Source organism: Rhodococcus sp. UFZ-B548 (assembly GCF_903819475.1).
In the GTDB taxonomy this organism is placed as follows: Bacteria; Actinomycetota; Actinomycetes; order Mycobacteriales; family Mycobacteriaceae; genus Rhodococcus_F; species Rhodococcus_F erythropolis.
In genome coordinates this window covers 295,211-317,468 of the sequence record NZ_CAIJDS010000002.1, presented here as the reverse complement: position 1 = coordinate 317,468, position 22,258 = coordinate 295,211, and the positions used below count along the sequence as shown (strand labels likewise).

Genomic DNA, 22,258 nt, shown 5'->3' with positions numbered 1-22,258 from the left:
TCCGCTCATGAAATTGGCGTCCTCGCAGGTGCGGCCGGCGCTGTGGACGGTAGCCATCGCCTTGACGGCCACGGGTCTGAGCGGATGCATCGGTGCCGTCGATCGGATGGATTTCGACAACCAGATGCGCGAACGTGGCGGTGGGATGACGTCGGAGTTGGTGCGAGGCGGGTTCGACAGCCTCGCACATAGATACGGCGTCGACGCGATATCGGTGACCAGCATCGACATCAGCCCGATCGAGACGCTCGGGGTCACCGTTCGTGACCCCGGGAAGCCGTCACAGCTCGACAGATTCTCTTTCGACGGCGTCATTCTCGGCGAGCCCATCCCCGTGCAAGTCAGTGTCACCGACGATCTCGATGCGCGATCGTTCACGCTGGATCAAGTGCCGGCATTGGCGAATGTCGAGAAGTTGGTCGACGACGCGCTGGCTAGCAGCGGAGTCGACGACGGCGAAGTCACCGGGATCTCGGTCAGTCGAACCGAGTCGATACACGCCTCCGTGATGGTGGAATCCCCACGCTCGCGAGTACTTGTGGTCTTCGAGCCTGACGGAACTCCCTTTCTGGTGCAGCCGCTGTGAGCCGCCGAATCGCTCCGTTACTGATCTCGGTAGCGGTGATCGTGGTCGTGGGAATCTTTGCCGCACTGCTGTCTTCGGTGATCTGGCCCGGCCAGGTCGCGCACTTGGCGCCGATCTTCTGTGAAGAACCGACATCGAGCGCGATGGTCGTCTCGGATTCCTTTACCGACGGCGACGGTACGTCCACCAATTTCACGCTGTACTGCGTCGGACCGCGCGGTCAGACCGTTGATGCCGGCTGGCTGCTGCCGTTCTTGGTGCTGTGGGGCGTGTATTCGCTGGTGCTCGCGATCGTGGTCGGCGTGATCGTGCTGGCGGACGTCGGCCGGCGCGGGCGCAGAAACCGCTGACCCCGTCAGCGTGGGAGGACGACCAATTCGGCGACGGCGCCGTTGTCGGAGTGTGCCGGTACGAGTGCAAACGCCGAGCGTTCGATCAACCCCGCAAGGTGCGCGGTACGTACAGACGGATCGGCGCGCCAGCGACCGTCTTCGGATTGTGTCACCGGCAACAGGCGTACCGCATCGGAACTCACCGCAGCGGCGTTCTCGATGATGCCGAGTAGTGGCGGCGGCGTGTCGCTTCCGGTCAAGGCGGCCACGACGGTGGGCAGCATCGTCAACAGGGTGGTCACGGCGGCGTACGGATTGCCGGGGAGGCCGAGAACCACCAGACCACTGGGCAGGACGGCCGTTATCTGAGATCCGCCGGGGCGCGAGGCGACTCGCCCGACAATCGTGCGAGCGCCGAGTCGATCGAGCGCACTGCGCATTTCGTCGGCAGCGCCGCCTCCCGTCGCACCGATGACGACGAGTAGATCGGCTTCCTGGTCGACTCCGTCTGCGAGCACCCGCTCGAAACTGTCCGCAGTGTCTCGCAGGTGCGAATTCGCCACGCACCGTACGCCGTTGCTTTCCAGTAGGTAGGGGAGAATCCCGCCGACGGAGTCGCGAGTCTGACCTTCACGCAGTGGACCGGTCCGCCGGATCTCGTCGCCGGTGACTATCAGGCGTGCCCGTACCGGACCACGGACGAGGGCGTCGAACACTTCACCGCTGGCAGCTGCGGAGATCACCGCCGGAGTCACCGCGGTACCTGTCGGGGCGATCGTGAATCCGGTGGTCCAATCTTCCCCTCGTGGTCGAGCGTCGTTGCGGTGCGGCGCATCCGGCAGTCTCCGTACCATCCGAGATGGCTCGTCGACGGACAGATACTCGTCACGAATTACCGAGGTGGCGCCGAGGGGCAGGTGTGCTCCCGTGGCAATGCGAATCGCTTCACCTTCGCCGAGTTCGAGTTGCCCGTCGGCGCCCGCGATGCGGATCTCGGTGCGGATTCGCCAGGGGCCCTCGCTGGAGACCGCGTACCCGTCCATCGCCGAAACGTCTGACCTGGGAAGATCACCCAGGGCGACCAGAGGCTGCGCGAGCGTTGCTCCGAGGCTGTCGGCGAGATCGGCACGGTGTGGCGGCAATGCTGTCAGCGAGTTCCTGACGGCGGCGCGGGCTTGATCGACCGTCAGCCGCGGATGGCTTCGCGCGCGATCGATGTCTTCCGGTGTGTCGCAGTCGGTCGTACCAGCGACACTCAGCGTCGAGAACGGCTCGGTGACAATCGCTTTCATAGGTTGGTTCTCCAGCCCCGAACTCTCCCGCAATGTGGACAGGCGTTGCCGGAGTTCGCGAAATGTCCATGCGGAGAACAGGAATTGGGTTCGGTTGTTCTCGTCCACGGCACACGTCACCGGATTGTCCGTCGACGTGGCAGCGATCAAGGCGTCGACTGATTCGGCCTCGATGTGCGGCAGGTCGGACGCCAGCACCACCACCACGGCGTTATCGGGTAACCGGGTCGCAGACAACCCGGCCCAGATCGCCTCGACAGGGCCGGCTCCGGCCGGAGATTCCTGAGTTTGGGTGATTCCAGGATCAAGTTCAGGTCGATGCGGGCCGACCACGACGACGGCGTCGAGATGCGACGTTGCTGAAAGCGCGATGTCGAGGAGCCTGCGACCGTGTACGAGAAGGCCAGGTTTGTCGACACCACCCATTCTGGTCCCGCGACCACCCGCCAGAATGACGGCGGCGGTCGGCGGCGTGGTGGTCATGCCTCCATGCTGCCCCATCGCCGGGATGAGGACGACCGGTGACACGGGATCAGAAGTGAAACCGTGCCTTCTTCAGGTCGATCCGACCCTCCTTGATCGGTACCCCTTCGAGTTCGAGCTTGGCGATCTGACGATGAGCCAGGTGCGCCGACGGTTTGCCGGAGGCGCCGAGAACCCGATGCCACGGCAGGTCGGCAGAGTCCGTCCGCATGATCCAACCGACCGTGCGAGCACTGGAAAGTCCTGCAGCATCAGCGATATCGCCGTACGTCGCCACGAAACCGGCCGGAATCGACGCGATGAGTCGCCGTACCTCTTCGATCTGCTCTTCGGTGGTGGCTGCCATGTCGGTTCCTTCAGAGCACGCTGCGAACGAGGGCGGCAACTTCGTCGGCCCGCACGTGCGGGACCATGTGGTCACAGTCGAATTCGACGCTGGTCAGATTTTCACCGAGGTGCTCGGTGAGCGCTGCCCGGAACTCGTCGGTGACGTACGGAGGCTGGACTTTCATCGCTTGAACCAGCACGGTCGGCATGGAAGGCGGTGGCAGCACGATCGGGCGAGCGAGTTCGCCCCACCCGGTCACGATCGCGGGCGTGGACAGGCGCCAGTTGACGCGCCCGTTGCCCAGTTGAATCAGGTGCTCGGCCATCTCGACGTCGAGGTCCTGGGTGGGAACCTCACCCCACGAGCCGTGAATCTTCTCGGAGTACGCCTCGGCCGCATCGGTGTAATCCGGTGAGCCGATTGTGAGTTCGGCCACTTCCTGCATGAAAGTCGGATCCAAGCCGATCGCTGGATCGAGCAGAACGAGCCCACGAACGCGTTCCGGCGCGGTGGCCGCGAGGTGAAGCGCCAGCATTCCGCCGAACGAATGCGCGACGATCACCACCGGTCCGTTTGCATGTTCGTCCAGTGTCTCGAGCAGGCTCTCCACGTGGGATTCGATGTTCCACGGGGGAGCCCAGGTCGAGCGCCCGTGACCGCGCAGATCGGGCGAGATCCAGCGCGCTTGGGGCAGTTGGTTCTCTGCCATCGACTGCCAACGGCGGCCGTGACCGGTCAGACCGTGCAGCGAAAGGATCTCCGGCGCCCCGACGGGTCCGTAGAGATACGTATGGAGTGCAGACACGAGGTCAATCATGCCGGATGCAGGCGATGTGTGAGTTGTCGGTGCGCTCTGGTGGAATGCCTGGGTGAGTGAGACGGCAACACGCAGCAAGGTCACCATTCCGCGGGCGCGGTTGGTGCACCGAACTGCGCCGTCTCCGATACCCCGAACGTGGGATGAAGGGACGACGCGGCTCTTCGCGCCGCCGTCCGAGGATCCGTTCCAGCTCGCGTTCGGCCCTGTTTCTTTCGGTTCGGCAGCGGCTTGGAATCCCTGGCAGGTACTCGGCAGTCCCGGAACCGGCAAGACGTCCCTTCTCGTGGATCTGGCAGTGCAGAAGATCTCGGGTGGCGAAGATCCTGAATCGGTCCTGGTGCTCACCCAGTCACGCCGAGCCGCGACGCAGGTCCGCGAGCAGATCACCGCTGGGTTGCTCGGGTACCAACAGGAACGCGGACCGCAGGCAACCCGTGAGCCGCTGGTACGCACCGTTCACTCTTACGCCTTTGCCGTTCTCCGGCTTCAAGCCGCAGCACACGGCAACGCGCCGCCACGCCTGATCACCGGCGCCGAGCAGGACTCGGTGCTCCGCGAGATGTTGCGCGGCGACATCGAAGACGGTGCGCTCCGGTGGCCGGAGCGCCTGCGACCCGCATTGGGTTTGAACGGCTTTGCCGTCGAACTTCGAGATCTGATGCTGCGAGCCAACGAGCGCGGGCTCGGCCCCGAAGATCTGGTCAAGCTCGGCAAGAAGCGTGGCCATCCGGAGTGGGTGGCGGCCGGGCGGTTCGCCGAGGCCTACGAGCAAGGCGTGCTGCTGCGCGGCAGTGTCGGTGTCGAGGCTCCGGAGGCGACGGCGCCGGCACTCGACGCGGCCGAGTTGATCGGTGCGGCCTTGACCGCGTTCGCCACCGATCCCGAATTGCTTCGCTCCGAGCGCGCTCGGATCCGGCACCTCCTTGTCGACGACGCACAACATCTGGATCCGCAGGCGGCGCAACTGGTTCGGTTGATCGGAACCGGAACTGCGGGCACGGTCATCGCCGGTGATCCCGATCAGTCCGTCTTCGGATTCCGCGGTGCGGATTCGGCGTTCCTGCTCGGACTGGCGGAGCGCGGAGACGAGCGCCAGATCGTTCTGCCCGTCACGTATCGCAACAACGCCGACGTCGCGTCGATCGCGGCCAAGATCGCTGCGCGGCTGCCCGGCAACCTTGCTCATCGCATCGCGGTTCCATCCGATCTCACCGATGAGAATCCGGGACGGGCGTCGGTGCGGGTTCTCGGTACGACGGCCAAAGAAGCGGCAGTCGTCGCAGATACCTTGCGGCGGGCGCATCTGCTGGACGGGATTGCGTGGTCCGACATGGCCGTCATCGTGCGGTCGGTCCCGCGCACTCTCGCCCCTCTCCGGCGAGCCCTGCTCGCGGCGGGGGTGCCCGTCACGACCGCAGCCACCGAATTGCCGCTCGCGCGGCAACACGGAGTGTCCGGCCTGCTGCTGGTCCTTCGGGCGCTCGGCGGCGATCAGTTCACGGGCGACGACGCGCTTGCCCTGATGGCCGGTCCCATCGGCGGCGCCGAACCGGTCACCCTGCGCCGGTTGCGTCGTGGCCTGCGCCGGGTCGAGTTGGCATCGGGAAGTGATCGGGACTCCTCGGAGTTGTTGCGGCTCATTCTGATCGACGAGGATCGTGCGCAGTCCAAGCGCCTGATGGGCAAGCTGACAGACGTCGAAGCTGCGGCCCTCAATCGCGTGCTGTCGGTCCTTCGCAAGGCCCGAGTGCCTCTCGAGCGTGGTCTCGGGGTCGAAGAAGTTCTGTGGGCGGCCTGGCAGGCGACGGGGCTGGAACGGCGGTGGGCGGCCGCGTCGGCGCGCGGCGGACCGATCGGCTCACAAGCCGATCGAGACCTCGATGCCGTAGTCGCACTCTTCGACGCGGCTGCCAACTACGTCGACCGGCTGCCGCGTTCGCAACTCTCCGGTTTTGTTGACTACTTGACCAGCCAGGAGATACCGACCGACTCGCGGAGCCGATCGGTCATCGCTCCCGACGCCGTCACCGTGGTCAGCGCTCACGCCGCGGCGGGGCGCGAATGGGCGGTTGTGGCGGTGGCGGGTGTGCAGGAGGGGCTCTGGCCGAGTTTGCGGGCACGCGGCTCGCTACTGCGTACCGAAGCACTTATCGACCTGGTCAACGGAGTCTCCGACGGCAGTGACTCGGCTGCCGAACGACTCTCGCGAACCGCGCCACTTCTGGCCGAAGAACGCAGGTTGTTCCTGGTCGCCTGTAGCCGTGCTCGTCGCCGTCTGCTGATCACCGCAGTCGAATCGGCTTCGGGGGACACCGACTTGGTGCCTTCGCGGTTCGTGGACGAATTGATCCGTGGTGACGCGTACTCGGACGACCCGTCCTCCGATCTCGACGTCGTTGCACCCGAGACCGGGGATACCCGGGTTCTGTCGCTGCCTGCACTGGTCGCACAGCTTCGCAGCGTGGTGTGTGATCCCGACATCGCGCATTTCGACCCCGAGAAGCATTCTCGGGCTGCTCGCCAGTTGGCGCGTCTGGCTGCGGCCGGAGTACGAGGCGCGCATCCGGATCAGTGGTACGGCACAGCCGAGCCGAGTACCGCTGCTCCCATGTGGCAACCCGAGGACGGACCGGTTTCACTGTCCCCGTCCACCATCGAGCTTCTCGAAACATGTCCTCTCCGATGGGTGTTCGAGCGTCACGGTGGCAGCGACGGAGACAACACTCATGCGATCGCCGGTACGCTGGTCCATACCTTGGTGCAGGCACTGGCCGGCCGGATTCCACCGGATCAGGTCGAGAAGGCGCTCGAAAATGCCTGGGAATCCATCGATCTGGGATCGCAGTGGTACTCGCGCCGTGAACTCAATCGAACTCGGGAGATGCTGGCGACGTTCACGGCCTGGATGAACGCAACTCGCGGTGAGCTGACCGAAGTCGGCGTCGAGGTCGCGGTCGAGGGGGTCCTCGAACCGCGCGAAGAAGGAGCGCCTGCGGTCAAGCTACGTGGCCGGATCGACCGGCTCGAGCGCGATACCGAAGGTCGCCCAGTGGTTGTCGACGTCAAGACTGCGCGAAACCCCGTCAGCAACGAGGCCGCGCAATCTCATGCGCAGTTGGCGGCGTACCAGGTCGCAGCGGCCGAAGGTGCGATTGCCGGCGAACCGGCCACACAACCCGGCGGTGCACGCCTGGTATTCGTGGCCAAGTCCAACAAGAAGGACGGTGCGGCGCAGCGAGTTCAGCCGCCGCTGACGGCCGAAGCCGTCGAGATGTGGCGAGACGTCATTCACAACGCTGCCGCAGCGACCCAAGGACCGCAGTACCTGGCCAGGGTCAACGACGGATGTAGACATTGCCCGGTGCGTTCGAGTTGCCCGGCACACGACGAGGGACGACAGGTGAGTAACTAAGTGGCTGCCGCGACGCAGAAGGCACGCCGACCGAAGATCGACCCTGTCGACCTGGCGGTCGCGCTCGGTCAGCACCCTCCGACGCCCGAGCAGGCAGCAGTGATCGCCGCACCGCTCGGTCCGACATTGGTGGTCGCCGGCGCCGGTGCCGGAAAGACCGAGACGATGGCTGCTCGCGTCGTGTGGCTGGTTGCCAACGGCTTCGTCGACCCCGAGGCGGTTCTCGGCCTGACCTTCACGCGCAAAGCGGCGCAACAGCTGACGTCGCGAATCCGCAAGCGGTTGGCGCGGCTGGCGGGTTCGGACGTTCTGCGGGCACTCGACCCGACCGGCGGAGTGCGTTCCCGGATTCTGGCCGGCGAACCCGAAGTCAGTACCTACCATGCTTACGCGGGACGGTTGCTCTCCGAACACGGACTGCTGTTGCCCATCGAACCCTCGGCGACGTTGTTGTCCGAGACCGAACTGTGGCAGGTTGCGCACCGCGTCGTGAGCGGCTGGGACAGTGATCTGGACACCGACAAGAATCCGGGTTCGATCACCGAGACCGTTCTGGCTCTTGCCGGTCAGTTGGCGGAACACCTGGTCGATCCCGAGCAGTTGCTCGAGGCACACACCGAGCTGGACAAGCTGATTCACACTCTGCCCGCCGGCCCGAAACAGCGGGGTGGACCGAGCAAGGATTTGTTGAATTACCTTGATGTGCAACATAAGCGCATCGAACTGTTGCCTCTCGTCGCCCGGCTGGGTGAGACGCTGCGGCGTGAAGGCGCATTGGATTTCGGCAGCCAGATGTCGCTGTCTGCCCGGGTCGCCGCCGAGCATCCCGAGGTCGGGCAGACCGAGCGTGAGCGCTTTCGGGTAGTTCTTCTCGACGAGTACCAGGACACCGGTCACGCTCAGCGAGTGTTGTTGTCCTCGTTGTTCGGTGGGGGAGCCGACGGCCGCTTGGCACTGACGGCCGTCGGCGATCCGATGCAGTCGATCTACGGTTGGCGCGGCGCGTCGGCGGCCAACCTGCCACGGTTCGCAACCGATTTCCCGCTTGCCAACGGAAAGCCGGCTCCGACGCTCGAACTGCTCACCAGTTGGCGTAACCCGCCGGAGGCTCTCGAACTGGCAAACCTGTCGTCGGCGCCGTTGCGTCGACGCGGTGTGGCCGTCAGTACCCTGCGTGCACGGCCGGGAGCCGTCGCCGGAGACGTTCGACTGGCGCTTCTGGGAGACGTCGAACAGGAACGTCAGTGGGTGGCGGAGAAGATCGCCGAAGAATACGAGGCGGCACGTGCCGAAGACCGCCCGACGCCCACGGCAGCGGTGTTGATCCGCAGGAACGCCGATGCCGCTCCGCTGGCCGAGGCCTTGCGGTCCAAAGGTCTGCCGGTCGAAGTGGTCGGACTCGGTGGGCTCCTGCACACACCCGAGGTCGCTGACGTGATCGCCATGCTCCGGGTGGTCGCCGATCCGCTTGCAGGAAGCGCAGCCGTTCGGCTGCTCACCGGCGCGCGATGGCAGATCGGCGCGAAGGACCTGGCCGCACTCTCTCAACGCTCCCGCGAACTTGCCATCTCCGCGGGATACGGAACGGCGGGTGCGGTCACCGACGCCGAGGCGCTCACCTCGGCGGTCCACGATGCTCTGCCCGGGGAGAACGCCGAGCAAGCAGGATTGGTCGACTCGATCTCCGATCCAGGCCCGGCAGAACGCTATTCGGCTCTCGGGTACACACGCATCAACGCGATAGCGGCAGAGTTGGCGTCGTTGCGCGAACGTATCGGCCAGCCGCTCACCGAATTGGTGGCGGAGGTCGAGCGGGTGCTCGGGATCGGAATCGAGGCGGGCGCGCGGACCCGAGTCGGCGTCGTCGGGACCGCGGGCCGCGAGCATCTCGACGCATTCGCCGACGTTGTCGCCAACTACGCGACGCGTCCAACTGCCAATCTGACCGGGATGCTGGCTTTCTTCGCGGCAGCCGAACAGATCGAAAAGGGCCTCACGCCAGGCGAAGTGGAGGTGGCGCCGGATCGGGTCCAGATCCTGACCGTGCACTCGGCGAAGGGGCTCGAATGGGAAGTAGTGGCGATCCCGCATGTCAGCGACGGGGTGTTCCCCTCGTCCACCGCGTCCGGATCGTGGCTCGGGGCGCTCGCCGAACTGCCACCGTCGTTGCGTGGTGACCGGGCGGTCGACGCGGATTCGGCCGACGGAGTTCCGGTGCTCGACCTCGAGGAGCTCTACAACCGCAAGGACCTCGAGAACGCGATAACGGCGCACAAGAAGGCCTTGTCCAACCGTCGACTGGACGAGGACCGGCGGTTGTTCTACGTCGCGCTGACCAGAACCGAACGGGCGCTGTTCATCTCGGCGCATCACTGGGCGGAATCCGGTGCGGAACCGAAGGGGCCTTCGGAGTTCCTGGACGAGCTGCATCAGATGGTCACGGCCGAAAACGATGCCGATGAGGAAGACTCACGCGGTGCGATCGGCGTCGTGGAGGAATGGGCGCCGGCCCCGGAACCCGATACCGAAAACCCGTTGGCCGCCACTCCCCGTACGGCGCAGTGGCCGCCGGATCCGCTGGGTGCGCGGCGCGGCGCCGTCGAGGCCGGAGCCGCGAGCGTCCTGTCGGCACTCGCATCGCTGCCGCAAGACAGCGAAGAGGCGGAAGAACCGGAGGACGATCCGGAGAACTGGGCCTCGGACGTCGACGTTCTCCTGGCCGAGCGCGAGGCCCGCGCAAACGCGCGTGCCGAAGTGATTCTCCCGGCGCAGCTTTCGGTGACTCAGCTCGTCGACCTCAAGGCAGATCCGGACGAACTGGCGGCTCGCCTACGTCGTCCGCTGCCGTATCCGCCCAACCCGTTGGCTCGTCGCGGAACCGCTTTTCACGCCTGGATCGAGCGAAGGTTCGGTGCGACTCGGCTGTTGGATCTCGACGAGCTACCCGGCGCCGCGGATACCGGCGCGGGTCCCGAGACCGACCTGGTGAAACTTCAGGATGCGTTCTTGCGGTCCCCGTGGGCCAATCGCAGCCCGATCGAAGTGGAAGTTCCTTTCGAAACATCCATTGCCGGAACGGTTTTGCGCGGTCGGATCGACGCTGTGTTCGCCGATCCCGACGGCGGATGGACGGTGATCGACTGGAAGACCGGTGCCGAACCGTCGGCCGCCAACGAGGACGCTGTTGTGATGCAGTTGGCCGCGTATCGGGTGGCCTGGGCCGAATTGATGTCAGCCAGAGCTCGTTCGGCGGGGCGCAACGAACAGTTTCCGGCCGACAAGGTGAGGGCGGCGTTTCACTACGTTCGATCGGGTCGCACCATCGCACCCGAGAACCTGCCGGACGGTGAGGCTCTCGCTCGCCTCATCCGAACGGCAGGCGCGCAAAATTAGCTTGCGTTTCGACGAGCCTTGAGTGCTTCGGTCACCAGCGGGACCTGCAGGGGGAGACGTGCGATCGAACCGATCTTCTGCGGTGTGGACGTCTTCGGGCTTCGGCACCAGTCGATCGCCATCTGGATGTTGGCGGGGAACACGGCAACAAAGAGCGCGGCGGCAAGGCCCGCGCCGAGCTTGCGGGTCTTCGGCACGGCCAAGGCAGCGCCGATCGCCAGTTCCGCGACGCCGGACACCTGGGTGTAGGTGCGTGCCTGTCCGGGAAGCTGGCGGGGAACGGTGCTGTCGAAGAACGAGGGCGCTGCAAAATGCATGGTGCCGGCGCCGAGAAGGAGGGCCGACAAACGAAGAGCGGCCGCTTGGCTGGGAGTGGACGTCGAACCGGTGAAAGGCATTTGCCCAGCCTGCCTCACGGTGGACCTTCTTGCCACTACCGGTGCCACGACCCGCGCGCTATTCGGCGCCCGAGTTCCGAAGTCGATCTTCGAGGGTTACGCTGCCTGCCGATGTCCGTGTAGGTATTTCGTAAGTTCGAGTGAGAGAGTCGATGTATGGCCGGTAAGCTCCGGGCGCGTTTGACCAGGTCGGAAGCATTGACCGATCAGCCTGACTTCGCCCTTGTCGGGGTGCTGCGCATTCCCCAGCTACAGACCAGTCCGGCGCGGGCCATCTACAAGCGAGTTCTCATCGCATTGGGTGCTCTCGGCGCCGCCGTGTTGATCGTCTACATCGATCGCGCCGGATACCGAGACGCACAGGACAACGAGCTGTCGCTGCTCGACTGCATCTACTATGCGACGGTTTCGCTCTCGACCACCGGCTACGGCGATATCACTCCGTTCACTCCGTCGGCGCGCCTGGTCAACGTCCTGTTGATCACGCCACTTCGAATCTTCTTCTTGATCGTGTTGGTCGGAACCACACTTTCAGCTCTGACCGAGAGTTCGCGTCAGGCGTTCAAAATTCAGCGTTGGAGGCAGCACGTGCGTAATCACACCGTCGTCGTCGGATACGGGACCAAGGGGCGGACGGCAATCGAAGCAATGCTCGGTGACGGTGTACCGGCGTCGGAGATCGTGGTCGTCGATACCGATCAGACAGTCCTCGACTCCGCGGCGAGCAAGGGCCTGGTGACGGTGTTCGGTTCGGCGACGAAATCGGACGTACTTCGGTTGGCAGGTGCGCAGAATGCGTCGTCGATCATCGTGGCCACGAATCGTGACGACACCGCAGTGCTCGTGACACTGACAGCCCGCGAAATCGCGCCGAAAGCCAAGATCGCCGCAGCCATCCGTGAAGCCGACAACGCGCATCTTCTGCGTCAGTCCGGCGCAGACTCGGTGGTCGTGTCCTCGGAGACGGCAGGTCGACTCCTCGGCATCGCGACCACAACGCCGACTGTCGTGGAGATGATCGAAGACCTTCTGACCCCGGAAGCCGGATTCGCGATCGCCGAGCGCGCAGTCGAACGTGACGAGGTCGGCGGCTCTCCGCGTCATCTCTCCGACATCGTGCTCGGGGTAGTTCGCGACGGCCGTCTGGTTCGCGTCGGTTCGCCCGAGGTGGACGCCGTCGAGGAGAACGATCGCCTGCTCTACATTCGCCGCGTCACGAACTGAGTGCTGCCGAGCTTCGTGCGCGCAGTAATGTCGTGAGCGTGAACGACTTCCAGCTGACCGAAACACCGCTGCTCTCACGCTCGAGCGTCGGCCGCGCCGAGGAATTGCGGTCGGATGCCGCCGCACTGACCACGGGTTGGGCGGACGCGCTGCTCCTCCGTGTGAATTCACGGGGTCAGGTCAAGGTCTCACCGGAAGGTCAGTTGGTCTTCGCCGAGGCAACCGAACTGGGTCCGGAACCGGTGCGCGGTGCAGTGTTCCTGGGAATTCGGGAGAATCGCCACGTCTGGGCGGTGCGGGTGTCGCTGCTGGCGGGCACGTTGTCCGAATTGCGCATGCTCGGCGGAACACTCGACGACGCGGACGCCGGTTTGTTGACCGGTGCCGTCGCGATTCTCAACTGGCACGACAGTGCCGGATTCAGCGCTATCGACGGCGCACCGAGTGAACCCACCATGTCCGGCTGGTCACGCATTTCCACGTCCACCGGCCACGAGGAGTTTCCCCGAACGGATCCGGCGGTCATCTGCCTGGTGCACGACGGCGGCGATCGAGTTCTACTCGCTCGTCAGCCGACCTGGCCGCAGCGACGTTTCTCGATTCTCGCGGGATTCGTCGAGGCCGGGGAGTCACTTGAAACGTGCGTTGTCCGCGAGATCAAGGAAGAAGTCGGCATCGACGTGCACAGCGTTCGATACCTCGGGAGCCAGCCTTGGCCGTTCCCGCGCTCGGTGATGTTGGGCTTCGCCGCAATCGGCGACCCCGCCGCTCCGCTTCTGTTCGCGGACGGCGAGATCGCCGAGGGCACCTGGTTCACGAAGGACGAGGTGCGTGCCGCTCTCGAACTCGGCGACTGGGGTTCGGAAGCGGACGCGCCACTGCTGCTGCCCGGCTCGATCTCCATCGCTCGCGGAATGCTCGAGAGCTGGGTCAAATAGGAGCTGGGTCAGACAACAGCCTGAAAGGCTCTACAGACCCAGGGCCTGCTTGACCTGGTTGAGCGACGGGTTGGTCGCGACGCTGCCGTCGCCGTACTTCACGGTCGGAACGACGTGATTTCCACCGTTGACGCTGCCGACGAAATCGGCTGCTGCCGGATCGTTCTCGATGTCGATCTCGGTGTACTCGATCCCCGACGCGTTGAGCTGCGTCTTGAGGCGGCGGCAGTAGCCACACCACGTGGTCGAGTAGATGGTCAGGGCAGGCGCATTTTCGGTAGAAGTCACGGCCGATATAACACCACGACCGAGAGCGTTGTTCCGTATCGGCCCGTGTTCTCTTGCCCACATACCGTCGGGCGCGGCGAATGGAGTGTCGGAACGTCCTGCCATGATGGTCCCCATGCCTGCGGACACCGGACTGGATCCAGAACAATCGGCCGCCGTGCTCGCGCCACGCGGCCCGGTGTGTGTCCTCGCGGGCGCTGGAACAGGCAAAACCCGCACCATTACCCGCCGGATCGCGCATCTGGTTGCCGACGGTCATGTCTCGGCCGGGCAGGTGCTTGCCGTGACATTCACCGCTCGAGCGGCCGGCGAAATGCGTGGACGGCTTCGTGAGCTGGGGGTTGGTGGAAGTGGGCCGCAGGTACAGGCTCGCACCTTCCACGCCGCCGCTCTTCGTCAACTCAAGTACTTCTGGCCGCAAGTGATCGGTGACACCCCGTGGCGTCTGCTCGATCGGAAGTTCGCGGTTGTCAGCAGTGCCGCCGCTCGTGTCGGGTTGTCCACCAGTACGGAAAGCGTGCGCGACCTCGCCAGCGAAATCGAGTGGTCCAAGGCCTCACTGATCGCGCCCGAGGACTACCCACGCGCGATAGCCAAGATTCGTCGCGAGGCGCCGGTCGATGCCACCAAGGTTGCGCAGGTCTACGCGGCATACGAAGAGCTGAAGGCACGTGGACAGGACGGAATGCTCCTCGATTTCGACGATCTCCTACTTCACACCGCGGCTGCGCTCGAAGAGCATTCGACGGTTGCCGACGAGTTCCGCGAGCGGTACCGCTGCTTCGTGGTCGACGAGTATCAGGACGTCACCCCGCTGCAACAGCGGGTGCTCGACGCCTGGCTCGGCGACCGCGACGACCTGACCGTGGTGGGCGATGCGAATCAGACCATCTACTCCTTCACCGGCGCCACCCCGAACTATCTGTTGGACTTCTCGCGGAAATTCCCCGAAGCGACCGTCGTCCGGCTCGAACGGGACTACCGCTCCACCCCTGAGGTCGTGTCGCTGGCGAACCGCGTGATCGGTGCAGCGCGCGGACGGATCGCCGGGACGCGTCTTCAGTTGATCGGGCAACGCGCTCCGGGGCCTGAGCCGGAGTTCATGGAGTTCGACGACGAGCCTGCCGAAGCGCTCGGCGTTGCGCGGGCGATCAAACGGCTGATCGCGGCAGGCACTCCAGCGGCCGAGATCGCTGTTCTGTATCGGATCAATGCTCAGTCGGAGGCGCACGAGCAGGCACTCACCAAGCTCGGCATTCCGTTCCAGGTGCGTGGTGGAGAGGGCTTCTTCACCCGCACCGAGGTCCGTCAGGCAGTGGCGGCGCTGCGTCAGGCCGCCGGACGAGACGACCTTCCCGAAGGCGCAGACAACGGCGAAGCGCTGGTTTCACTGGTTCGCGCTGTACTCGCGCCACTCGGTCTGACCAACGAAGAACCTTCGGGCACGCAGGCCCGCGAGCGCTGGGCGTCGCTCTCGGCTCTCGTGGCGCTGACCGAAGAACAACTCGTCCACGAACCCGAACTGTCGCTCACCGGGCTGCTACAGGAGCTCACAGCCCGAGCCGAGGCGCGGCACCCACCGACCGTGCAGGGCGTGACGTTGGCTTCGCTTCACGCGGCCAAGGGGCTCGAATGGGATGCGGTGTTCCTGGTCGGCCTCAACGACGGCACCCTGCCGATCCAACACGTTCTCGGCGACGCCAATTCGGGCGCCGACGACGTCGCGGTGGAGGAGGAGCGTCGGCTTCTGTACGTGGGGGTTACCCGCGCCCGCGAGCATCTGCAGCTGTCTTGGGCATTGGCTCGCAATGAGGGGGGACGCAAGTCCCGTCGCCGGTCGAGGTTCCTCAACGGGCTCATCCCCGAGGACTCACCGGCTTCGCGCGTTGCCGCGCCGTCGTCGGGGAACAAGAAGCGTCCGCGCTGCCGCGTCTGCGGCAAGCCGTTGATCGGGACGTCGGCGACAATGCTCGGGCGCTGCGAAAAATGCCCGTCCAATGTCGACCTGGAATTGCTCGAGCACCTCAAGGCCTGGCGGCTGGACAAGTCCCGAGAACTCAAAGTTCCGGCCTATGTCGTCTTCAGCGACAACACACTGATGGCTATTGCCGAACAACGACCACAAGACAATCGTGGACTGGTTTCGATCCCTGGAATCGGGCCGAAGAAGCTCGACAACTTCGGGGAAGACGTACTAGCTGTCATTCGCGGCGAACTGCGTGCGGCAACACTCGATATCTGAAATGCATCCGAATCGACAACGGTGAGTTACATAACCGCAGGTCAAAAATAGGTTGTGCAGATTCGACGGATTCTCTACTCTGGTTTTCAGTGTTACGGGGCAACCTGTGCGCAGAAACTATCCGGACCGACACGAAATGGAGGTGGCAAATAAATGACGAACTTGATCTCGTATGAAGCGTGCGCAAGCGCAAAGTTCGCTGTTGCCGCCCCCATGCTGCCGCGTGCAGCGGGATGGGCGCAGCATGCGTTCCGCCTGCGCCCTCAAGCAGCAGCAAAGAAAGCAGCTGTCGAGTCCGTGTTCTTAAGCCATCGAGGTATTTCTCGGTAGGACACATCCGTTCACTTACGGCCACGGACCCGCAGCCCCTGCGGACCGTGGCCTTTGTGTTGGATACCCCTCTTTATCCGGTTTCCGACTCGGCTCAGGTTCGCACCCATCGAACCCATATCGTGCGACACAGTTTCGCATCCGAGCACTAGGAGACCGAGTTGTCTGCCCAGACAATCCGCGTGGAATCCGAAAACTCCACCACTGCAGTAACTTCCACCGACGTCACTTCGGCTGCAGTCACGTTCATCGAGGTCGCGTCCACCCGCCGCGACCTGCCGTGCCGGGCATCCAACCCCGATCTCTGGTTCGCCGAAGCTCCGGCCGAACTCGAGCAGGCGAAGGCACTGTGCGCGCAGTGCCCCATCCGTTCCCGTTGTCTCAGTGCGGCTCTCGACCGCGCCGAGCCGTGGGGGGTGTGGGGAGGCGAGATCCTCGATCAGGGGGCCGTCATAGCGCGCAAGAGACCGAGGGGGCGCCCACGCAAGCAACTCGTGTGCGCGTGAGAGCCCTATTCGGCGGAGCCGGTGTCTTAGTCGGCGGAGCCGGCGTCTTATTCGGCGGAGCCGGTGTCATCCAGAACCGGCTCCGCGAACCCTGGCAACCAACGAGTCAGGATTTCCATGTACGGGGCATATGCGTCCAACTGGGCGCATATGCCGACCGAACCGAGAAGAACTCGGAAGATCATCAAATACTCGGCCGGAAGGTTGAGTGCACGGGCCGTTCGGAACTGCGCACTGTTGAAGTCAGTGGCGGTTCCGGCGGCCTTTTGCAGCCACGACCGAGTGAAGTGAAATGACTCGGTCTGGATCGGGTCGGTGAAGGGTCGCAGGTAATCCGCGATCTCCTTGTCGGTCACCGTGCGTCCGGGAATCACGAAACCGTTGGCGCGCAACAACTCCGTCAATTCGTCGAATTGTTCCTCGACAGCCAAGCGCACCATCGTGCCGAGAACCCGTGGCAGTCCGTTCGGGAACGGCGCAGCCGCACCGAAGTCGATGACGCCGAGTCGGCCGTCCGCGAGAAGCATGAAATTGCCGGGGTGCGGGTCGCAGTGGAGCAAGCCGACACGGGCCGGAGACGCGAAGTGGAATTCGGCGAGTAGTGCACCGGCAGCATTGCGCTGCTCCGGCGTTCCACTTTCGATGATTCTGGTCAACGGGGTTGCCGTCATCCATTCGGTCACGACCACTTTCGGCGCGCTCGCCACGACGTGCGGGATCACGAATTGGGGATCTCCGTCGAATTCTTTTGCAAAAGCTCGCTGATTGTTCGCCTCGATCCGATAGTCGAGTTCTTCTTCGGTGCGCGCGGTGAACTCCTCGATCACGGGGCGCACATCGACACCGGGCATGACCGAACCGAAGAGACCGGCAAATCTGCCCAAGGTCTTGAGGTCGGCGCGTAGAGCTTCGTCGGCGCCGGGGTACTGAACTTTCACGGCCACGTCGCGGCCGTCCGCCCAGACCGCACGGTGAACCTGCCCGATGCTTGCCGACGCGGTCGGTTCGTCGTCGAACGACTGGAATCGGTCGCGCCATTTGGTTCCGAGTTGCTGATCGAGCATCTTGTGTACTTGCTTGGTCGGCAGCGGTGGGGCGGCGGCTTGGAGCTTGTTCAGCGACTCGCGGTACGGCTCCGCGAATTCCTCCGGAATCGCCGCCTCCATGACGCTGAGCGCTTGGCCCAGCTTCATCGCGCCGCCCTTGAGTTCGCCCAGCACCGCGAACAGTTGCTCGGCGGCCTTCGCGCTCAACTGCGCGTCGATCTCGCCTTTGTCGCCGCCGGCGAGCTTGCGTCCGAAGCCCATGGCGGCGCGACCGGCCATCCCCAGGGGGATGCTCGCGAGTTTGGCAGTACGGGCAGAACTCTTGCGTGGGATCTCGGACACCACACCATCATGTCTGACTGGGGCGTCCTTTGCCCGAAACAGGTGCCAGGTATTGGCAACTGCAAGATATTTGCCGAGGCCAGCGCCTGGTTGTGATCCGATACGGACGGAGCGCGATCTCGAGCGTCGACGACAGACTCGCCGCATGCGTCGCCGTTGTCTCGGATAATGCGGAGTCGATCTCGGCCAGGGCCAGCGCGACACTTGCATGGATCATCGCCGATTCCGCGTGGCCGGCGCTGCCGAGTAGCTGCGCGGACAGATGAAGCCAATGAGGGTCGAGTTCGGATCGGATGATGTCGGCGCATCGCAGGCAACTCGACTGGCCAGGCAAGACAAGAGGACCGATCACACCGTTGCCGTCGCGGATGCGGACGGAAAGGTGGGGGAGTCCGCAGCGAACGAGATCGCTGACCAGGCGAGGATCAGTGACCACGTCGTCGGCCAGCACCACCAGTTGTTCGTTCCACGTGCGCACGACGTCGGTGTTGCGATACCCGCGCGAGCGACGCGTGCTTACCCCGCCGGTGACCAGGGCGCGCTCGACGGCGTCCGAGAGTGGACCGACACCGTGGATCCGGACGGACACGGTCCTCCTGGCGGCAGTGTGGACGAATCCGGAATCGGTGAGTTGCTCGAGCAACTTCTCCGTCACCGACGTCGAAATCCCGCGCGTCGATGCTTCCCACAGGATGGTCGCGCGGGATCTGGAGCCGTCCATTTTGCGGAGGATCGACTTCACCGCGCGCGCATCGACCCCGACAGGCAGCGTCAGCAGGACGGCACGTCCGGGTGTCCATCCCAGCTGCAGCCGACCGTCCGGGCGCGACAGAACAGCGATCCGCGGGTCCCATCGGGGTCCCGCGGATCGCTGTGACGTGCTGTTCTGTGTGGTGTCGTCTTGCGTGTCACCGGTCATCGTTCGATGCTGGCACGGCGGGCCGTCGGCGAGTCCGCGTCAGTGACAGTTATCCACAGGACGTCAGCATGGCTGAACTGCGAAAATGTGTCGAGAAGGAATTATTTCTCTTCGTCGTCCTCGCGGGTCTTGTCCATCGCTGCCTCGGCCGCACGCTCTTTTGCCTCGACGGCTTCGAGCTGGGCGATCGGGTCGTCGAAATTGCCGGCTTCGCCGCCGCCGAGGACCCGGGCGACAAATCCGTCCGGTGCGTCGAGATCGCTCGAATCGGGCATGAGGTCGGGATGTGACCAGACGCCGTCACGAGTGTCCATACCGGCTTCCGCGGTGAGCTTCTGCCACAACCCGGCCGCTTCACGGACCTTGCGAGGACGAAGTTCGAGTCCGACCAGCGTCGCAAAGGTCTGTTCGGCGGGGCCGCCGGTGGCACGGCGACGCCGCAACGTCTCGCTCATCGCGGCAACACCAGGCAGTCGCTCGCCGAGTGCGGCGGTGACGACCGTCTCCACCCAACCCTCGACCAGCGCGAGCAGAGTCTCGAGCCGTTCGAGAGCGGCTTTCTGCTCCGGGGTGTTCTGCGGCTCGAACGTGCCCTGCTGCATCAGTGCTTCGAGCTTGCTCGGATCGGTGAGAGCGGACGGGTCGAGGTCCTTGGCAAATTCTTCCATCGCCGAGAAGTCCATCGTGATCCCGCGGGCGTATTCCTCGACTGTGGCGAGAACGCGCTGTCGCAGCCACGGAACGTGACTGTAAAGGCGCTGATGAGCTGCTTCCCGCGCGGCGAGGAACACCAGAACTTCCTGATGCGGCTGTTCGAGACCCTCACTGAACGCCTGAACCGCAGCGGGGAGAAGGGCCGCGGTGCCCTCTGGTCCGAGGGGCAAGCCGATGTCGGTGGAGGAGAGCACCTCGGTGGACAGTTGGCCGAGTGCCTGGCCCAATTGCGAGCCGAACGCGAGTCCACCCATCTGGCCGAGCATGCCCAGCATCGGGCCCGCCATCTGCTGTGCTTCGGCGGGAAGTCCCTGGACCCACATGCCCGCCACCTTCTCGGCCACCGGATCACAGAGCCGCTTCCACGTGTCGATCGTGTTGTCGAGCCAGTCGTTCGGAGTCCAGGCGAGAGTGCGGCTCGCTCCGGCAGGAAGCGTCGTTGCGGCGTCCAGCCACATCTCGGCCAGATGTGCGGCGTCGGCGATCGCCTTGACATTGCCCTCGGTGATCGGTGTAACCGATCCGATCTGTTGGCGTGCCAGCTTCTTGGCGATGTCGTAGTTCACCGGACCGGAAGTACCGCCCTGGCCCATCGACGAGCCCATCCCGCTCAGCATCTGACCGAACTGGGTGAGCATCTGGCCGAGCTGAGCCGGATCGAATCCCTCACCGCCCGCGCCGAACCCGAACGGCGTGTCACCACCCCCGAACGGATTGCCACCCGCCGCGTTCTTGTCGCGATCGGGATCGTCGTCGGAGTTGGAGAAGCCGAACGGCATATTGCTCATACCTCAACGGTACAAGGCTCGAGCGGTCGGAGTCGCCCTCCGAGTCACGCTGACGGCGAACACGCACGGCGCTCAGGCGGTGCGATCGGTGCTCCGGCGCCTTCGCGCTTTACTCTGGATCAGGTGAATCGACGGATAGTGACGCTCTTGGCCGCACTCGCACCCATCGTCGTGTTGGGAGTCGTCGGAACAATGGTCACTGTTCCTTATGTCGCACTCGGTCCTGGCCCCACCTTCAACACCCTCGGCGACGTCGACGGTAAGCCCGTCGTCGACATCCAGGGGACCGAGGTCGATCCCACCGACGGCAACCTCAACATGACAACGGTGTCGGTTCGCGACGGCCTCAACGTCTTCGAAGCGTTCGGACTGTGGGCGAGTGGCAGCAACGGACTCCTCCCTCGCTCGGAGATCTATCCGCCTGAGAAGTCGAAGGAAGAGATTCAGCAGGCCAACACCGCCGACTTCCAGCAGTCCGAGGACAGTGCCGAGTTGGCTGCACTGCACTTTCTCGGTAAGCCGGTGGCACTCACTGTCTCGAAGGTGACCCCGGACGGCCCCGCCGCGGGTGCCCTGCAAGAGGGCGATGTCCTGGTCAAGATCGGCGACACTTCGGTAACCACCATCACCGGCGTTCAGGACACGGTCGGTGCGATCGCGCCCGGCACCGCGATCGACGTCACCGTCCTTCGCGAGGGTGTGGAGACCGTTGTGCCGGTCACCGTCGGGGCGCGGCCCAACAAGCCCGAATCGGGTTACCTCGGCGTCACGCCCAACGAGGTCCCGGACGTTCCCTTCACCGTGCAGTTCAACCTTGCCGACATCGGCGGTCCTTCTGCCGGACTGATGTTCACACTGGCGTTGGTGGACAAGCTGACTCCAGGGGAGCTCAACGGCGGAAAGTTCGTGGCCGGAACGGGCACCATCGACTCCGACGGCGAGGTCGGTCCGATCGGCGGTATCAGGTACAAGTTGATCGCCGCCTCCGAAGCCGGTGCTGAGACCTTCCTCGTGCCGGCCCAGAACTGTGACGAGGCGAAACAGAATGCGCCGGACGGGCTTCGACTCGTCAAGGTCGACAACCTGCCCGGCGCAGTGGACTCACTCGAAAGCCTCAACACGGGCGGCGACGCACCCCGCTGCTGAAACCTGCCTTGCCGAAGACAGGCTCGGTCAGTCTTCTTTTTTCAGTCTTCTTCGACCTCGTCGAGCGTCGCGTACAACGCGTGAACCAGGTGAGGTGCAAGACCGTCGTAGGTGAGCAGTTCCAGGTCGCCGTACGGATCCGCATCCTCGTCGGGACGCATCTGCAGAAGCGACAGCGAAGGACCGTCACGGAGCACGCCGACGAACAGTCGAGCCTCGCGTCGATCGGGATGCGCGTTGGCCGTCAGTCGCGCGACCTCGTCCGCAGCATGCTGATCGGTCAATACCGGCGCCGTGGCGTGATCGAGATCCGATTCCGCCTCGGGCGGCAGGACGACGATCTCCTGAACCAGGATGCAACCCTGCACCGACTCGGGCCAATGCGTCGTTGCCAGGAACTCGTCGAGTGCCCGTGAACCGCCGATGATGTCCTCGGGAAGCGATTCCTGTTCGATCGGTGTGTATTCGGCGCCCTCGGCGAGTTGGTCGAGCAGTCCTGGTTCGGCCGCGGCGAGCATTTCGGTAGGCACCAACGCGTACAGCTTCGGCGGTTGATCCCAGCCTTCGGCGTCGATGTGGTCGACAACTTCATGAACGCACCGGGCGAGGGCACTCGGTGATCTGCTCATATTCTCTTCACTCACACGTTCATCCTCCCACCTTCTGTCCGGCTCCCTGCTCTCCGTGTTGTCAACCCGTGACCGTTGTTACGTAGAGTGGTCGGAAACGGC

At 64.5% G+C, this 22,258-nt stretch carries 18 protein-coding genes; 9 read left to right on the top strand and 9 right to left on the bottom strand.

All coding sequences use genetic code 11. The annotated features are described in order from the left end of the window. The first annotated feature begins 7 nt into the window (after positions 1-7). Positions 8-586, top strand: coding sequence for a hypothetical protein (locus H7C86_RS04275; RefSeq protein WP_020969236.1), 579 nt, complete (start codon positions 8-10; stop codon positions 584-586). Beyond that, positions 583-936, top strand: coding sequence for a hypothetical protein (locus H7C86_RS04270; RefSeq protein WP_020907125.1), 354 nt, complete (start codon positions 583-585; stop codon positions 934-936). Before H7C86_RS04275 ends, H7C86_RS04270 begins: the two co-directional genes overlap by 4 nt. Positions 937-941: 5 nt before the next feature. Here the strand turns inward: H7C86_RS04270 and H7C86_RS04265 are convergent, their stop codons facing one another. Genes H7C86_RS04265 through H7C86_RS04255 form a run of 3 tightly spaced genes read right to left on the bottom strand, consistent with a single transcriptional unit; the run spans position 942 to position 3,838 of the window. Then, positions 942-2,693, bottom strand: a complete 1,752-nt coding sequence (locus H7C86_RS04265; protein WP_024487218.1) for an NTP transferase domain-containing protein — start codon at positions 2,691-2,693, stop codon at positions 942-944. A 49-nt stretch (positions 2,694-2,742) separates the two neighbouring features. Further along, positions 2,743-3,039 (bottom strand): MGMT family protein, encoded by a 297-nt coding sequence (locus H7C86_RS04260; protein WP_019747820.1) that lies wholly within the window; start codon positions 3,037-3,039, stop codon positions 2,743-2,745. Positions 3,040-3,049: 10 nt separating this feature from the next. After that, positions 3,050-3,838, bottom strand: coding sequence for an alpha/beta hydrolase (locus H7C86_RS04255; protein ID WP_019747821.1), 789 nt, complete (start codon positions 3,836-3,838; stop codon positions 3,050-3,052). Between the two features lie 52 nt (positions 3,839-3,890). Between H7C86_RS04255 and H7C86_RS04250 the strand changes: the two genes are divergently transcribed. Together H7C86_RS04250 and H7C86_RS04245 are read left to right on the top strand one after the other, a co-directional pair. Beyond that, entirely contained in the window at positions 3,891-7,253 is a 3,363-nt protein-coding gene (locus tag H7C86_RS04250) for an ATP-dependent DNA helicase (protein ID WP_182261141.1), read from the top strand. Then, positions 7,254-10,646: an ATP-dependent DNA helicase gene (locus H7C86_RS04245; protein WP_182261140.1), complete on the top strand. Its 3,393-nt coding sequence runs from the start codon at positions 7,254-7,256 to the stop codon at positions 10,644-10,646. Here H7C86_RS04245 and H7C86_RS04240 read toward each other — a convergent pair. Then, complete coding sequence (locus tag H7C86_RS04240) at positions 10,643-11,044, bottom strand: membrane protein (protein ID WP_019747824.1); 402 nt, start codon at positions 11,042-11,044, stop codon at positions 10,643-10,645. The genes H7C86_RS04245 and H7C86_RS04240 overlap by 4 nt on opposite strands. Before the next feature lie 156 nt (positions 11,045-11,200). On the opposite strand from H7C86_RS04240, the gene H7C86_RS04235 reads away from it, so the two are divergent. Together H7C86_RS04235 and nudC are read left to right on the top strand one after the other, a co-directional pair. Continuing rightward, positions 11,201-12,268 (top strand): TrkA family potassium uptake protein, encoded by a 1,068-nt coding sequence (locus H7C86_RS04235; protein ID WP_003942296.1) that lies wholly within the window; start codon positions 11,201-11,203, stop codon positions 12,266-12,268. A 38-nt stretch (positions 12,269-12,306) separates the two neighbouring features. After that, a complete protein-coding gene (nudC, locus tag H7C86_RS04230; protein ID WP_007731249.1) occupies positions 12,307-13,206 on the top strand; it encodes an NAD(+) diphosphatase in 900 nt (299 codons plus the stop codon). A gap of 30 nt (positions 13,207-13,236) precedes the next feature. Here the strand turns inward: nudC and H7C86_RS04225 are convergent, their stop codons facing one another. Beyond that, positions 13,237-13,494: a mycoredoxin gene (locus tag H7C86_RS04225; protein WP_003942350.1), complete on the bottom strand. Its 258-nt coding sequence runs from the start codon at positions 13,492-13,494 to the stop codon at positions 13,237-13,239. 103 nt (positions 13,495-13,597) lie between these two features. Here H7C86_RS04225 and H7C86_RS04220 point away from each other — a divergent pair, with 103 nt between their 5' ends. Together H7C86_RS04220 and H7C86_RS04215 are read left to right on the top strand one after the other, a co-directional pair. Continuing rightward, the gene (locus tag H7C86_RS04220) at positions 13,598-15,736 is read left to right on the top strand and encodes an ATP-dependent DNA helicase UvrD2 (RefSeq protein WP_029537946.1); all 2,139 of its coding nucleotides are present in this window, start codon (positions 13,598-13,600) and stop codon (positions 15,734-15,736) included. Positions 15,737-16,248: 512 nt separating this feature from the next. Further along, a complete protein-coding gene (locus tag H7C86_RS04215) occupies positions 16,249-16,572 on the top strand; it encodes a WhiB family transcriptional regulator (protein ID WP_003942321.1) in 324 nt (107 codons plus the stop codon). A 47-nt stretch (positions 16,573-16,619) separates the two neighbouring features. On the opposite strand, the gene H7C86_RS04210 is transcribed toward H7C86_RS04215, so the two are convergent. The 3 genes from H7C86_RS04210 to H7C86_RS04200 form a co-directional block, all read right to left on the bottom strand. Continuing rightward, positions 16,620-17,963 (bottom strand): AarF/ABC1/UbiB kinase family protein, encoded by a 1,344-nt coding sequence (locus tag H7C86_RS04210; RefSeq protein WP_020969242.1) that lies wholly within the window; start codon positions 17,961-17,963, stop codon positions 16,620-16,622. Between the two features lie 4 nt (positions 17,964-17,967). Beyond that, positions 17,968-18,879, bottom strand: coding sequence for a hypothetical protein (locus H7C86_RS04205; protein WP_182261139.1), 912 nt, complete (start codon positions 18,877-18,879; stop codon positions 17,968-17,970). A gap of 101 nt (positions 18,880-18,980) precedes the next feature. After that, positions 18,981-20,381 (bottom strand): zinc-dependent metalloprotease, encoded by a 1,401-nt coding sequence (locus tag H7C86_RS04200; RefSeq protein ID WP_024487215.1) that lies wholly within the window; start codon positions 20,379-20,381, stop codon positions 18,981-18,983. A gap of 123 nt (positions 20,382-20,504) precedes the next feature. Here H7C86_RS04200 and H7C86_RS04195 point away from each other — a divergent pair, with 123 nt between their 5' ends. Beyond that, positions 20,505-21,527 (top strand): PDZ domain-containing protein, encoded by a 1,023-nt coding sequence (locus H7C86_RS04195; RefSeq protein WP_182261138.1) that lies wholly within the window; start codon positions 20,505-20,507, stop codon positions 21,525-21,527. A gap of 41 nt (positions 21,528-21,568) precedes the next feature. Here the strand turns inward: H7C86_RS04195 and H7C86_RS04190 are convergent, their stop codons facing one another. After that, positions 21,569-22,171, bottom strand: coding sequence for a PPA1309 family protein (locus H7C86_RS04190; RefSeq protein WP_019747831.1), 603 nt, complete (start codon positions 22,169-22,171; stop codon positions 21,569-21,571). Between the last annotated feature and the right edge of the window lie 87 nt (positions 22,172-22,258).